The following is a 15,366-nucleotide window of genomic DNA, read 5'->3' as shown; positions in this document are numbered from 1 at the left end:
CACGCCGGATCGAAGCCACCCCCGGCCGGGCCCCTGCCCGGGCCCCCACGACGTCCGCGGCACCACACCCGCGCGCCGCTCTTCGGCCGGTGGCGCCCCGGCGCGCGCCGCTCGAACGCCTGCCTCCCGCGCGCTTGCCCGAAAGGATGAACAGCGGCGGTCGGCGGCGTTTCGCGCCGGGGCCGCCGCCACCCTGCTGCCGTGCGTAAGGAGCGCGAGTCCACGGTCCCCTCCCAGCGGACGCCCCGGCGTCCCCGGCCCGCCGCCGGACAGCCCGCCCGGCCGGTGCGACAACCGGTGGCCGGCCCGGGCCTGCGGGCCCGGGCCCGCTACTGGGTCGACCGGACCGTGGTGCGCGGGGTGACCGCCCTCGTCGGCTGGCTGGCCCTGGCCTGCCTCGGCCTGGTGGCCCCCGTCAGCGCCCTCCTCGTCTGGACCGACAGCAAGGCCCCGGACACCCTCCAGGGGAAGGCCGCCACGGTCTGGCGGACCGTCGGCCAGACCCTCCGCCTCGGCGGCGAGGTGGGCCCGCCGCTGCGGATGGTCCTCTCGGTCTTCCTGGCCCTGGTGTCCCTGCTGTACGTCTCCTTCCTCGTCGGCATCGTCACCACCGCCCTCACCGACCGCCTCGCCGAGCTGGAACGCGGCCAGACCACGGTGGTCGAGCGCGGCCACACCCTGGTCCTCGGCTGGTCCGAGCAGACCCCCACCGTCGTCGCCGAACTGCTGGCCGCCCACGCCCAGCACGGCCGGGGTGCCGTGGTGGTCCTCGCGGACCGCGACAAGGGGGAGATGGAGCGGGAGTTACGGGACGTCCTGCCGTCCCGCGCCCGGGTGCGGCTGCTGTGCCGCCGGGGCCGCCCCGCCGACCCCGGCGCGCTGGCCCGGGTCACCCCCGCCGCCGCCGGCGCGGTGGTCGTCCTGCCGCCGGACGCCCCCGGCGCCGACGCCCAGGTGACCAGGGCGCTCCTGGCGCTGCGGGCGGTGGTGGGGGAGGGGTGTCCGGTACGGATCGTGGCGGCCGTCAGGGACGGCGCCCACCTGGCCACCGCCCGCCTCGCCGCCGGGCCCGGCGCGGTGGTCCTGGACGTCGACGACCTCGCCGCCCGGCTGCTCGTCCAGTGCGTCCTGGAGCCCGGCCTCGCGCTCGTCCTGGAGGACCTGGTGGACTTCGCCGGCGCGGAGCTCCACATCCTCCGCCCGCCCGGCCTCCCGGGCCGGCGCTACGGCGAACTCGCCGCCGCCTGCCCGGACTCCTGCGCCGTCGGGATCGCCCGCGCGGACGGCACCCCGCGCCTCAACCCGCCCCCGCAGACCGTCCTGGCCCCCGGCGACGGCCTCGTCGTCCTGGCCGAGGACCACCGGGCGATCGTCCTCCCCGCGGCGCCGGCGCCGGCGCCCGTCACCGTCCCCTTCCCCACCCGGCCGCCGACCGCCGCCGCTCCCCGCCGGGCCCTCGTCCTGGGCTGGAACCGCCGGGGCGAACGCGTCCTGGAGGGCCTGGCGCGGGGCGGCGTAGCGGCGGTGCGGGACGACGGCGCCGGGCGGCCGCCGGCACCGGAGGCGTACGACCACGTGGTGGTCCTCGCGGGACCGGACGGCGACGGGCACCCCGACCCCGACGGTCCGGCCCTCGAAGCCCTGCTCCACCTCCGGGCGAGGGCACGGGAGTCGGGCCGGAGCGTGTCGACGGTGGCCGAGCTCACCGACGCCCGCAACCGACGGCTGGCCCCCGCCGGACCCCGCACCGACCTCCTGCTCACCGGCCGGCTCGCCGCCCTCCTGATCGCCCAGGTGTCCCAGGACGTCCACCTCGCGGCTGTCTTCGACGCGCTCTTCGCCGCCACCGGCGACGGCGTCCGCCTCCGCCCCGCCACCGACTTCGTCCCGCCCGGCACCGAGGCCCCCTTCGGTTCCCTCGTCACCGCCGCCGCCCGCCAGGGCGCCGCCGCCATCGGCTACCGTCCCCGCGACGCTCCCCGCCCCCGCCTCAACCCGCTCAAGACCGAGACCCGTCATTGGGGCGCCGGAGACGTCCTGATCGTCGTCGGGCCGACCCCGGGGCGTCTCCCGGGGCTGTGCCCCTGATCGGTGCCTCTCCTTCGTGGGGATCGAGGAGAGCTTCTCGGTCCCGGTCGTCGGCCCGGGCGGCAGGGGGAACGACTGCTGCGGCTCCGGGACGGTGGACGCCGGGGCGCACGTGGGCCGGGCGGTGGAACGCGGCCGGCGGGCGCGCGGTCGGAGGCCGCACGGAACAGCGGTGCGATCCCAGCGGTCGGCCGGCCGCGGCGATGCCCGTTCCAGTTGTCCAGGGAGGTGGCGTGGTGCGGCAGCAGGGGGAGTGCGTGCCGTGCTCCGTCCAGACCTCGACCACGTGCCGGTGCGCGTCGTCGAACGTCTCCTCAGCGGGTCCTTCGGCGGCACCCGGCAGCTCCGGCACGGGGGCGCCGTGGTGGACCGTCTTCGGACTTCGCCGTAGAACGGTCCGGCCGGGAAGCACTATCCCTTTTCTGCCGCCGGCCCGGGTTGAACTGAACATTTCCTGCCGGTGAAGTAATTCGGAAGCGCTCGTGCGTCGAATGCGCTCCGGGCGCACGTCTCGACCCTGGCGAAAAAACGAGACGGTCCCTCCGAAAGGATTGATCCAGTATGTCCAGAATGGACCGGTGCCAGTGAAATCGCCGCAGTGTACCGGTAAAGGGAGGTGGCCCTTCTGTCAAGGGGGCCTTTCTTCGATGGGCTCTTGTGGCGAGATCGAAGTCGTGTATACGGTTTCCTGGTGCGCCCCACGGGGCGACAGGGAAGGAGAAAGCGGACATAAAGGGTTATTTCCCTTGTCCGTGGTGGAGTCGTCGCCTTATCGCACTTATGCGGTGGGCGGTGTAAGGATTTGCTGAGCGGGATGGCTTTTCCCTTCGTTCCGCAGGGACTTTCAAGCAAAAGAGGGCGGTCCTGATCTCAAAAGAGGATCAGCCCTGTATGGTGTTGTCGAGCGGTCCGATTCCCTGTGAGTGAATCGGGGCGAGTGGTTTTCCATGAGGATCAGCGCGTGCGTACGACCTGTAAAATCCGCCGCTTTACGGGGGTCAGCAGAGAGTGTACGACCACGAAGATCCGTATTACTTAGCCGCCCGGTCGACGGACCGGAATCCGCCGCCCGCACCGCCGGGGACCCCGGCTGTCCGCGGCGGCGACCCCGCCGGCCGGACGGCCCGAAGCCACGGGAGCACGCCGTGCGGGTCGGTCGCGGGCACGAGGCCGCGTCCCGGCGGGAGACGAGGGCCGCTGCTGTGAGCGGTCCTTCGGTGGACCCGCTGGCCGGCCCCCATCTGGTGGCCGCGATCTCCGCGACGGCCGAGGCCGACCCGGGGCGCAAGGCCGTCGGCCTGGTCCGGGATCCGGAGCGCGAGGGCGAGGAGGCGCTGCGGAGCTACGCCTGGCTCGACGACACCGCCCGCCGCGTCGCCGTCCTCCTGCGCGCGGCCGGACTCGGCACGGGCGCACGCGTGCTGCTGCTCTTCCCGCAGTCCGCGGAGTTCGCGGCGGCCTACGCCGGGTGTCTCTACGCGGGCATGGTCGCCGTCCCCGCGCCCCTGCCGACCGGAACCTCCCTGGAGGCCGCACGCGTCGTCGGCATCGCGAAGGACTCCGAGGCGGGCGCCGTCCTCACCGTCTCCGAGACCGAGGCGGACGTCCGGCAGTGGGCGGCCCGCACGGGCCTGGGCGCACTGCCCCTCCACTCCGTCGACGAACTGCCCGACGACGCCGACCCCGGCACGTGGCGGGAACCGGAGATCCGGGCCGACACCGTGGCGGTCCTCCAGTACACCTCCGGCTCCACGGGCAGCCCCAAGGGGGTCGTCGTCACCCACGGCGCGCTCGCCGACAACGTGCGCAGCCTGCTCACCGGCTTCGATCTGGGATCCGGCGCCCGGCTGGGCGGCTGGCTGCCGATGTACCACGACATGGGACTGTTCGGGCTGCTGAGCCCGGCACTGTTCAGCGGCGGAGCCGCCGTGCTGATGAGCGGCAGCGCCTTCCTGCGCCGCCCGTCCCAGTGGCTGACGCTGATCGACCGCTTCGGCCTCGTCTTCTCGGCGGCGCCCGACTTCGCCTACGACTACTGCGTGCGGCGGGTGAAGCCCGAGGAGACGGACCGGCTCGACCTGTCGCGCTGGCGCTGGGCGGCCAACGGCTCCGAACCCATCCGCGCCGAGACGCTGCGCGCCTTCGCCAAGGAGTTCGCCCCGGCCGGACTCCACCCGAACGCCACGACCCCCTGCTACGGACTGGCCGAGGCGACCCTGCTGGTGTCCCTGTCCGCGGGGGAGCTGCGCACCCGGCGGGTGGACGTCGCGGAACTGGAGAACCACCGCTTCGTCGAGGCGGCGGCGGGACGCCCCTCCCGCGAAGTCGTGTCCTGCGGCCGGCCCCCGGCCCTGGAGATCCGCGTCGTCGACCCCGAGACCGGCGAGCCCGTCACGGACGACGGAGTGGGCGAGATCAGAGTGCGCGGCGCGAGCGTCGCCAGGGGCTACTGGCAGAAACCGGAGGCGACCGCCGAGGCGTTCGTCAGGGACGCGGACGGCTCCGGGCCCTGGCTGCGCACCGGCGACCTCGGCGCCCTGTACGAGGGCGAGCTGTACGTCACCGGCCGCATCAAGGAACTCCTCATCGTGCACGGCCGCAACATCTACCCCCACGACATCGAGCACGAACTGCGCGCCCGCCACCCCGAACTCGGCACGGTCGGGGCGGCGTTCTTCCTCCGCACCGAGTCGGGAGAGGCCGTGGTCGTCACCCACGAGGTGAGCCCGTCCGTCCGGCCCGAGCAGGGACCCGAGCTGGTGACGGCCCTGCGGGCGACGCTCGCGCGGGAGTTCGGCCTCGCCCCGGCCGGGGTGGTGCTGGTGCGCCGCGGCCGCATCCCGCGCACCAGCAGCGGCAAGGTGCAACGCCGTCTGACCGCCCGGCTCTTCAGCACCGGGGAACTCGCCCAGGTCCATGCCGACCCCGGCGCCCACCGCCTCCTGGCGGCACTCCGGGAGGCGGACGACCGCGACGGCGCCCTCCCGTCCCCCACATGACCGCGCCCCACGCGGCCGTCCCCCTGCCATGACCGTCCCCCTGCCATGACCGTCCTCCCCACATGACCGCGCCCCTGACATGACCGTCCCCCCGCCCTGAACCGCTCCCGGCGGCGGGCTGCTCCGACCCCCCCGGCAACGCGAACCCCGAGGCGCCGGCCCGCTCCCCCGAGGGCCGACCCTGGCGCCGTCCCGAGAACCGACCGTGCGCGCCCACCGAAGGCAGAGGTCCTCCCCGCATGTCCCTGTCCCCGCCCCCCTCCCCGCCCGCCCACCGCGACCCCGACGCCCTGCGGCAGCGGCTGCGCGAGCTGTGCGCCGACTGCCTCGGCGTCCCCGTGGACTCCCTCGCCACGGACGTCCCCCTCACCGACTACGGGATGACCTCCGTCACCGGCACCGCCCTGTGCGGCATGGTGGAGGAGCACCTGGCCGTCGAATGCGAGCTGGGACTGCTCTGGCAGGAGCCGACGATCGACGGGCTCACCTCCCGGCTGGCCTCGCGCACCGTGCGCTGACGGCCGCCGCCCCCCCCGCACCACACACGCCCGTGCCCCGGCACGCGTGCGCCCGGACGCCTCCGCGCGTCCGGAGGTGACGACACCCCTTCAGTCCGAGAGCGGGAGAAGCATGTTGGAGTCCCCGGCACACCGTGTGGCCGCCACGTCGGCCCAGTCCGGGATCTGGACGGCACAGCGTCTGCGCTCGGACGACGGGCTCTACGCCTGCGGCCTCTACCTCGAACTCGACCACGTGGTGGAGGAGGTGCTGAGCGAGGCGGTCCGCCGCGCCGTCGCCGACACCGAGGCGCTGCGCACCGCGTTCCGGGAGGACGCGGACGGCGCACTGGAGCAGCACGTCCTCGCCCGGCCGCCGAGCAGCCAGACCCGCCTCTTCCGCGCCGACCCGAACGGCGGAACCCCCTCCCGCTCCGCGTCCCTCGACTGGATGGACCGGCAGCGGGCACAACCCTGGGACCTCGCCTCGGGCGACACCTGCCGCCACACCCTGATCCCGCTCGGCGACGACCGCGCCCTGCTGCACCTGCGCTACCACCACCTCGCCCTGGACGGGTACGGCGCCGCCCTCTACCTGGACCGGCTCGCGGCGGTCTACCGCGCGCTGCGCACCGGCCAGCAACCGCCCCCCTGCGCGTTCGCGCCGCTGGCCCGCCTGGTCGAGGAGGACCGCGCCTACCGGAGCTCCGCCCGTCACCGCGCGGACGCCGACCACTGGCGCGACCGCTTCGCGGACCTCCCGCGCCCCACCAGCCTCGCCGACGCCACCGCGCCCGCCGCGCCCGACGAACTGCGGCGCACGGTGCGCCTGTCCGCCGCCCGATCCGCCGCGCTGCGCCGCGCCTCGGACCGGAGCGGCCACCCCTGGCCCGTGTACGCCACGGCCGCGGTGGCCGCCTTCCTGAGCCGTCTCGCGCCGGGGGAGGAGGTCGTCGTCGGCCTCCCCGTCACCGCCAGGGCGACACCCGCCGCGGTGCGCACGCCGGGGATGCTCGCCAACGTCGTACCGCTTCGCCTGCCCGTCCGGCAGGGCATGTCGATGGCGGCGCTGCTGGAACTGACCGCGGCCGAGATCAGCACCACACTGCGCCACCAGCGCCACCGCACCGAGGACATCGGGCGGGCGCTCGGACTCCACGGCGCGCCGCCGGCCACCACCCTCGTGAACGTCATGGCGTTCGCCCCGGTGCTCGACTTCGGCGACTGCCGGGCGCCGGTGCACCAGCTCTCGGCCGGACCGGTCGAGGACCTGGTCGTCAATCTCCTCGGCACCCCGGGTGACGGCGGCGAGCTGGAGATCACCCTCGCCGCCAACCCCCGCCTCCACTCGGCGGACGCGGTGGCCTCGCTGGCCGCACGGCTCGCGGAGTTCCTGACGCGCACGGGGCAGGACCCCGAGGCGCCCCTCGGCCGGACCCGGCTGCTCGACGCGGAGGAGGAGGCCGGGGCGGTGGCCTCCGGGCGCAGCCCCCGACGCGACCTGCGCGCCCGGACCCTGCCCGACCTCTTCGCCCGGCAGGTCGCCCGCACCCCGGACGCCCCGGCCGTCTCCTCGGACCGTGCCACCTGGACGTACGCCCAACTCGACGCCCACGCCGAGAGGGTGGCCCGGCGGCTCGCCGCGCGGGGCGTGGGGCCGGAGAGCGTCGTCGCCCTCGCGGTGCCGCGGGGCGTCGAGCTGGCGGCGCTGATCCTCGGTGTCCAGCGGGCCGGAGGGGCCTACCTCCCCCTCGACCCGGAGTACCCGGCGGAACGCGTCGGTTTCCTGCTGCGCGACGCCCGTGCCGCCCTGCTGGTCGGCGGGGCCGGGGCCGAGTTCCCCGCCGCCGACTGCCCGCGCGTGCCGGCCGAGGAGCTCCTCGACGCCGGGACGCGGTGCGCCGAGGCCGACGTGCCCCCGCCCGGAAGCCTCCCGGTGGACCTTCCGGCGTACGTCGTCCACACCTCCGGCTCGACCGGGCGGCCCAAGGGGGTCGTGGTCACCCACGCGGGCATCGCCGCCCTGGCGGCCGAGCAGATCGAACGCTACCGACTGGGCCCCGGCTCCAGGGTGGCGCAGCTCGCGGCCCTCGGGTTCGACGTCGCGGTCGCCGAACTCGTGATGGCGCTGACGTCGGGGAGCTGCCTCGTCCTCCCGCCGCACGGCCTCGCCGGCGACGAGCTGGCCGCGTTCCTGCGCGACCGGCGCGTCACCACGGCCCTCGCCCCGGCCGCCGTACTGGCCACCCTGCCCCCCGGCGACCTCCCCGACCTGACCGACCTGGTCACCGGCGGCGAGCAGCCCCCGCCCGCGCTGATCGCCCGCTGGGCGCCCGGCCGACGGATGTTCAACGTCTACGGGCCGACCGAGGCCACCGTCCAGGCCACCTCCGGGCGGTGCGCGGCCGGCGGCGACCGGTCGCCGGACATCGGGAACCCCGAGGCCGGGGTGGACGCCTACGTCCTGGACGCCGCGCTGCGGCCCGTGCCCGACGGGGTGACGGGAGAGCTCTACCTGCGCGGCAGGGGTCTGGCCCGCGGCTACCTGGGCCGCCCCGGCCTCACCGCCGACCGGTTCGTCGCCGACCCGTACACCGGGACGGGCGAGCGGATGTACCGGACCGGGGACCTGGTGCGCCGGGTGCCCGGCGACGGAGGCACCGTGCTGAGGTTCGTCGGCCGGGCCGACGACCAGGTGAAGATCCGGGGCTTCCGGGTCGAGCCGGGCGAGGTCGAGGCGGCCCTCGCCGAACTCGACGGCGTCGACCAGGCCCTGGTGACCGTGCGCGAGGAACGGCCCGGCGACCGCAGGCTCGTCGGCTACCTGACGCCCGCCCCCGGGCACCGGGGAGGACTGGACGTCGAACGCCTGCGCCGCGCGCTCGCCGACCGGCTCCCCGCCCACCTCGTCCCCTCCCTCCTGGTGGAGCTGGCGGAGATCCCGCGCACCGCCCACGGCAAGGTGGACCGCGCGGCGCTGCCCGCCCCCGCGCCCCCGCCCCCGACCGCCGGGCGGGCGCCGCGCGACGCCCGCGAAGAGGCCCTGTGCGCGCTCTTCGCCGAGGTGCTGGGCGTCGAGGAGGTCGGCGTCGACCTCGACTTCTTCGCCCTGGGCGGCGACTCCCTGCTGGCCGCCCGACTGGCGAGCCGCATCCGCGGCCGGCTGGGCAGGGCGGTCACCGTACGGGAGGTCTTCCGGTCCCCGACCGTCGCCCGCCTCGCGGAGGAACTGGGCGACGGGGCCGTGACGGACGACCGCGTCCGCCCCGCCCGGCCCCGCCCGGAGCGGGTGCCGCTCTCGTCCGCGCAGCGCCGACTGTGGTTCATCGGCGAACTCAACGGCGCGTCGGCCGCCTACAACATCCCGACCGTCCTCCACCTGGAAGGACCGCTGGACGTCCCCGCCCTGCACGCCGCGCTGGGCGACGTGACGGACCGGCACGAGACGCTCCGCACCACCCTGCGGCCCCCGGCGGACGACGACCCGTCGGGCGCACCCGAGCAGCACGTCGCGCCCCCCGGCGGCCACCGGCCCCCGCTGCCGGTGCTCGACGTCGCCCCCGAAGCGCTCGCCGGGGAGCTCCGCGCCGCCGCGGGCCACGTCTTCGACCTCGCGCGGGACCTTCCGGTGCGCGCCACGCTCTACCGCACCGGCGAGCAGGAGCACGCGCTGCTGCTGCTCGTCCACCACGTCGCCGCCGACGGCGCGTCGATGGGACCCCTGATCGGCGACCTGGCCACCGCCTACACGGCCCGGCTCGCGGGGCGCGCACCCGTCCTCCCGCCGCCCGAGGTGACGTACGCCGACTTCGCGCTGTGGGAGCGGGGGAGCCGGGAGCGCTCCGCCGCGCAGGCCGAGGGGATCGACTACTGGCGCCGGGCCCTGGCCGGGCTGCCGGACCACATCCGGCTCCCCGCCGACCGCCCCCGCTCGCAGGAGCCGGTCCGCCGGGGCGGGACCACCCGGTTCGAGGTGCCGGCCGCCCTCTACGCCAGGCTCGCGGAGCTGGCCGGAAGCGTCGGCGCCACCCCGTTCATGGTGCTCCAGACCGCGATAGCCGTCCTGCTCAGCCGGATGGGAGCCGGATCGGACATCCCCCTGGGCACGCCGGTCGCCGGCCGCCCGGACGAGGCGCTCGACGGACTCGTCGGCTGCTTCGTCAACACCGTCGTCCTGCGCACCGACGTCTCGGGCGACCCGACCACGGCCGAACTGCTGGCCCGGACGCGCGACGGCGACCTGGAGGCCTTCGCCCATCAGGACGTGCCCTTCGACCGGGTCGTGGAGGCGGTCAACCCCGTCCGCTCCACCGCACGGCACCCCCTCTTCCAGGTCATGCTGATCCTCAACGGCCCCGAGCAGGACCGGGCCCGGCCGCGGTTCCCCCGACTGGCCGACCGCGTCGAGACGGTGGAGCCGGGGGAGACCAAGTTCGACCTCTCCTGGCACTTCACCCACCGTGACGGGCCGGACCGGGCGCTGGAGGGGGCCCTCGTCCACGCCGCCGACCTCTTCGACGACGCCACCGCCCACCGGCTCACCGAACGCCTGCTCGACGTCCTGACCGCCATGGTCGACGACCCCGCCCGGCCCGTCGGGACCCTCGACGTCCTCAGCGCCGCCGAGCACCGCCTCGTGCGCGCCTGGGGGACCGGCGCGCCCCGCCCCCGTGGCGGCCGCCCGGAACCGGTCGCCGCGAGGATCGCCGGCCAGGCCGCCCGCACACCGGACGCGCCCGCGGTGGCCGAGCCCGGACGGGTCCGGAGCTACGCCGAACTCGACGCCCGCGCCGACCGGGTGGCCGCGGCCCTGGCCGCACGCGGCATCGGCGCCGAGGACCTCGTCGCCGTGCTCCTGCCCCGCGGCGCGGAACTGGTCGCCACCCTGCTGGGGATCCTGCGGGCCGGCGCCGCCTACCTCCCGCTCGACGCCGGACACCCCGCCGGCCGCAACCGCTGGGCCCTCTCGGACTCCGCCCCGGCCCTGCTGGTGACCGACGCCGAGCGGCTGCGCGCGCTCCCCGGAGCGACCGGCTGCGCCGCGCTGGTCCTGGGCGAGGAGGACGCCGAGAGGGAGCTGGCGGACCTCGCCCCCCTGCCGCGCGACGGCGCCGGCCTCGTCCGCCCGGTGACCGGGGACAACGCCGCCTACACGATCTACACCTCCGGCTCGACGGGCCGCCCCAAGGCCGTCGTCGTGACCCGGGACTCGCTGGACGCGTTCGTCGAACGCGCCCTGGACACCTACGGCGACGCGCTGAGGGGAGGGGTCCTGCTGCACTCCCCGGTCGCCTTCGACCTCACGGTCGTCTCCCTCTACGGGCCGCTGGCCGCGGGCGGGTGCGTCCGGGCCGGCGACCTCGACGAGTCCGGGATCGCCCGGTGGGAGCGGGAGCGCCCGGCCTTCGTCAAGGCCACCCCCTCCCACCTCGCGCTCCTTGAGGAGTTCGGCGGCTCCACGGCCCCCGGGACGGTCGTCCTGGCGGGCGAGCAACTCATCGGCGCCCGCCTCGACCGCTGGCGGACCCGCCACGGCGCCACCACCGTCTTCAACAGCTACGGACCCACCGAGACCACCGTCAACTGCCTGGAGCACAGGATCGCCCCGGACGCCGACGTGCCCCCGGGACCCGTGCCGGTGGGCCGGCCGGTGGCGGGCGTACGGGTGCTGCTCCTCGACGACCGCCTGCGCCCCGTCGCTCCGGGCGTCACGGGCGAACTGTACGTCTGCGGGCCCGGCGTCGCCCGCGGATACCGCGCCGGGCCGGCCGCCACCGCCGAACGGTTCGTCGCCTGCCCGCAAGGGCGGCCGGGAGAGCGGATGTACCGCACCGGCGACCTGATGCGCTGGACCGCCGACGGCGAACTGGTCTACGAGGGACGGGCCGACGCCCAGGTGAAGGTGCGCGGCTTCCGGGTCGAGCCCGGCGAGGTGGAGGCCGCGCTCCTTGACCTCCCCGGCGTCCGGGAGGCGGCCGTCGCCCTCGTCGAAGGGCCGGAAGGGACGCCCGGGCGGACGCCCGCCCCCGCCCGCCTCGTCGGCTACGTCGTCGGCGCCACCGCCGGCCAGGCCGCCCTTCTCGAGCGGCTGCGCGTCCGGTTGCCCGACCACATGGTGCCCGCCGCCCTCGTGGACCTCGACGCCCTGCCGCTCACCCCGAACGGCAAGCTCGACCGCCGCGCCCTGCCCGCGCCCGACTTCGGCCGTCACACGGGCCGCCGCGCCCCGAACGGGCCGAAGGAGGAACTGCTCTGCGCGCTCTTCGCCGACGTGCTGGGAGTGCCCGAGGTCGGCGCGGACGACAGCTTCTTCACGCTCGGGGGCGACAGCATCGTCAGCATCCAGCTCGTCGGCCGCGCCCGCAGAGCCGGACTGCGCCTCACCGTGCGCGACGTCTTCGAGCACCCCACGGCCGCCGGTCTCGCGACCGCCGCCCGGCCCGCCGGACCGGACGGGGACGCGGACCGACCCGCGCCGGAGGCGCTCGCCCCGAGCGGGCCGCTGCCCTACGTCCCGGCCGCGGCGCGGCTCGTCGCCAGGACCGGCTCGATGCGCGCCCGCGGCGCCGACCGCTTCCACCAGTCGGTGGTCCTCACCACCCCCGCGAACGCGACGGCCGACGACGTCCGGCGCGTGCTCCAGACGCTGGTCGACCACCACGGGGCGCTGCGCCTGCGGACCGCCGCGGACCGGGACGGCTCGCCGGACGGCCTGGTGATCACCGAACCGGGGACGGTCGCCGCCGCCGACCTGCTGCGCCACCGCGACGCCGCCGGACTCGACGGCGCGGCGCTGCGGGAAGCGGTGGAGCGGGAGGCCGGGCACGCGCGCGACGCCCTCGACCCGAGCACCGGAGCCGTGCTGCGCGCGGCCTGGCTGGACCGCGGCAAGGACCGAAGCGGCCTGCTGGTCCTGGTGGCCCACCACCTCAGCGTGGACGGCGTCTCCTGGCGCATCCTGGCGGACGACCTCCGCCAGGCCTGGACCCCGGCCGACGCCCCCGCCACGGCGGCCGCCCTGCCGCCGGAGGGCACCTCCCTGCGGGAGTGGGCCACCCGGATCGCCCGGCGCGCCACCGAGCCCGCCGTGACCGGCCGGCTCCCCCACTGGCGCGCGACCCTGGCGGGCCTCGACGACCCGGACGGCGACGTGGTCGCCCTGGAGACGCGGCTCGACCCCGACGCCGACACCCACGGCACGGCGCGCGAGCACGCGCACGGCCTGTCACCCGACCTGACCGACGCGCTCGTCCGCACCGCGCCCGCGGCGCTCCGCGCGGACACCGGCGAACTGCTGCTGGCCGCCTACGCGCTCGCCGCGTCGCGGGCCCTGGGCGACCGGCCCGTGTTCGTGGTGGAGACCGAGGGCCACGGCCGCCAGGACGCCCTCCTGCCCGGTGTCGACCTGTCCCGCACCGTGGGCTGGTTCACCTCCGTCCACCCGGTGCGCCTGCGGCCCGGAGCCGGGGCCGCACGGCTGCTGAAGGAGACCAAGGAGCGGCTGCGCACCGTGCCGGAGGCCGGTCTCGGCCACGACCTGCTCCGCCTCGGCGGCGCGGCGTCCGCCCCGGAGGAGGGCGGCCGTGAGCTGCCCCGCCCGCAGTTCGGCTTCAACTACCTCGGCCGGGTCGCCGTGGCCGGAGCCCTCGCCGACGGGGGCACCGAGCCCGCCGGTGCCTGGGCGTTCGCGGGCCACAGCGTCACCGCGCAACCGCCCGAACTGCCGCTCGCGCACGAGGTGGAGCTGACCGTCGTCCTGGAGGACGGCCCGCGGGGACCGGTCCTCGAAGCGCGCTGGAACGCCTCCGCCCGCTGCCTGACCGCGGCGCGGCTGACCGCGCTGGCACAGGAGTGGGAGAAGGCGCTGCACGAGCTGACCGCCCTGGCCGGCACCGCCGGGAGCGCCGGCCTGATCCCCTCGGAGACCGGCGCGGGCGACCTGGACCAGGACGGGATCGAGGAGTGCGAGGCGGCGGCGGACTTCGAGGTCGCCGACCTGCTCGCCCTCGCGCCCGCCCAGGAGGGCCTGCTCTTCCACAGCACCTTCGACGACGCGGCGGAGGACGTGTACGTCGGCCAGCTGGCGCTGGAGTTCCACGGCGAGCTGTCGGCCTCCCGCATGCGGGAGGCCGCCCAGCGCGTCCTCGACCGGCACGACGTGCTGCGCGCGGCCTTCCTCCAGCGCCGCTCCGGCGAGTGGAGCCAGGCGATCGCCGCCAGGACTCCGGTGCCCTGGGAGGAGCACGACCTGTCCGCCCTGGCCGGGGAGGAGCGGCAGCGACGCCTCGACGCGCTGCTGGCCGGGCAGCGCACCCGCCGGTTCGACCTCGCACGGCCGCCGCTGGTGCGCTTCCTGCTCCTGCGGACGGCGGCGGACCGGCACGTGCTGGCCGTGACCAACCACCACCTGATCCTGGACGGCTGGTCGCTGCCGCTGGTGGTGCGCGACCTCATGGCCCTGTACGGCACGGACGGCGCCGCCCTGCCCGCCGTACGGCCGTACCGCGACTACCTCGCCTGGCTGGCGGACCAGGACGCCGACGCGGCCCACGCCGCCTGGGAACGGGCGCTCGCCGGGCTCCAGCCGTCCCTGATGGCCCCGGACGCCCCGCGCGACGGCGCGGCCCCGCTCGCGCACTACCGCACCATGGACCCCGACGTCGTCTCCCGCCTCACCGCCTGGTCCCGCCGGGCGGGCGTCACCCTCAACTCGGCGGTCGAGACCGCGTGGGCGCTCCTCCTGGGCCGGCTCACCGGCCGGGACGACGTGAGCTTCGGCATCGCCGCCTCCGGCCGCCCCACCGACCTGCCCGGCGCGGGGGAGATCGTCGGCCTGCTGATGAACACCGTGCCGGTGCGCGTCACCCTGGACCCCGCCGAACCGCTGGAAGCGCTCGTCCGGCGCGTGCAGCGGGAGCAGGCCGCCCTCCTGGACCACCAGTTCCTCCCCCTGGCGCAGGTGCAGCAGCGCCTCGGGGCGGGCGACCTCTTCGACACCACGCTCGTCTTCGAGAACTACCCGCTGGGCCCCGCCGACGGCCTCGGCGACGGCGACGGACTCCGCCTGCACGGGGCGCGCGGCCACGACGGCAACCACTACCCCCTCAGCATCACCGTCGGCCCCGCCCCCGACCTCCAGCTCCGCTTCATCCACCGCCCCGACCTGTTCGCGCCCCCGTGGGTGGAGGACCTGGCGGCGCGGTTCGAGCAGGTCCTCGACGCCATGGCGACGTCCGGCGACACCCCGGCGGGCCGGCTGGACGTCCTGCTGCCGCGCGAACACGCCACGCTGCTGGGCGACTGGGCGCGCGGTGAGGCGGCGAGCGCACGGGAGTGCCCCGTCGCCCTGTTCGAGGAACAGGCCGACCGCACCCCCGACGCCCTCGCGCTGATCGAGGGCGGTGACGGTGCCGGGCTGAGCTACGCCGAGTTCGACGCCCGCGCCAACCGCATGGCGCGCTTCCTCATCGCCCGGGGGCTCGGGGCCGAGGACCTGGTCGGCCTGGTCTTCCCGCGCGGCGCCGACCTGCTCACCGGCCTGTGGGGAGCGCTCAAGGCCGGTGCGGCCTACCTGCCGGTGGACGTGGACTACCCGGCCGAACGGATCGGGCTGCTCCTCGACGACGGGAACCCCGCCCTCGTCCTGACCACCTCCGCCCACGCCCACCTGGTGCCCGAGGCGCCGGGGCGGCAGATCCTCTGCGTCGACCTGCCCGGTCCCGCGGACGAACTCGCCCGCGCCGCGGAGCGGAGGGTGACCGACCGGGAGCGGCCGCGCCCGG

At 76.2% G+C, this 15,366-nt stretch carries 4 protein-coding genes (1 of these 4 cut by a window edge); all 4 read left to right on the top strand.

Annotation, left to right across the window (positions count from 1 at the left end; translation table 11 throughout):
- Positions 1-201: 201 nt before the first annotated feature.
- A complete protein-coding gene (locus tag IE245_RS33175; RefSeq protein ID WP_229851921.1) occupies positions 202-2,088 on the top strand; it encodes a CASTOR/POLLUX-related putative ion channel in 1,887 nt (628 codons plus the stop codon).
- Positions 2,089-3,290: 1,202 nt separating this feature from the next.
- On the top strand, positions 3,291-5,087 hold the full coding sequence (locus IE245_RS33170; protein ID WP_189954491.1) for a fatty acyl-AMP ligase: 1,797 nt from the start codon (positions 3,291-3,293) through the stop codon (positions 5,085-5,087).
- A gap of 239 nt (positions 5,088-5,326) precedes the next feature.
- Entirely contained in the window at positions 5,327-5,605 is a 279-nt protein-coding gene (locus IE245_RS33165; protein WP_189954489.1) for an acyl carrier protein, read from the top strand.
- 112 nt (positions 5,606-5,717) lie between these two features.
- Positions 5,718-15,366, top strand: partial view of a non-ribosomal peptide synthetase gene (locus IE245_RS33160; protein ID WP_189954487.1) — the 5' portion only. Its footprint extends 9,182 nt past the window's final position; 9,649 of the gene's 18,831 nt are visible here — the first part of the coding sequence; its start codon is at positions 5,718-5,720; its stop codon lies off the right edge, out of view.

The sequence above is a fragment of the Streptomyces roseolus genome (assembly GCF_014649855.1).
GTDB lineage: Bacteria > Actinomycetota > Actinomycetes > Streptomycetales > Streptomycetaceae > Streptomyces > Streptomyces roseolus.
This window is presented reverse-complemented; position numbering and strand designations above follow the sequence as displayed.